The sequence below is a fragment of the Fructilactobacillus sp. X2R5C3 genome, assembly GCF_059901325.1.
Genome location: NZ_JBWXUY010000014.1, coordinates 1 through 273 on the forward strand (window position 1 = coordinate 1; position 273 = coordinate 273).

1 protein-coding gene is annotated in these 273 nt (G+C 42.1%); it reads right to left on the reverse strand.

Annotation, left to right across the window (positions count from 1 at the left end; genetic code table 11):
• Positions 1-273, reverse strand: a 273-nt coding sequence (locus AC6UDE_RS06960) for a hypothetical protein (protein WP_500697026.1), incomplete at both ends; no start/stop codon positions are given.

Genomic DNA, 273 nt, shown 5'->3' on the forward strand with positions numbered 1-273 from the left:
GTGCTAATGCTTCATCAAATAAAGCGGGAAGGTCAGCAAGCATTTGATGAAAAGCTTTAGCGCTCTTGGTTGAGCTGAACCATTCAACATCAAAGTTATAACTGCTTGGATCGAGCGCTGAAGTATGTTTACCAGTAAATGCTAATAAATCTTCAGGGATCATTTCTTTTAATGATTGCTCACGAATACCAGCAATATACTGGGTCAGACGCAATTGCTCATCAAGGGCTAATGCGTCTTTGTGCTGCTCAATAAACACACTGACGACCGGCC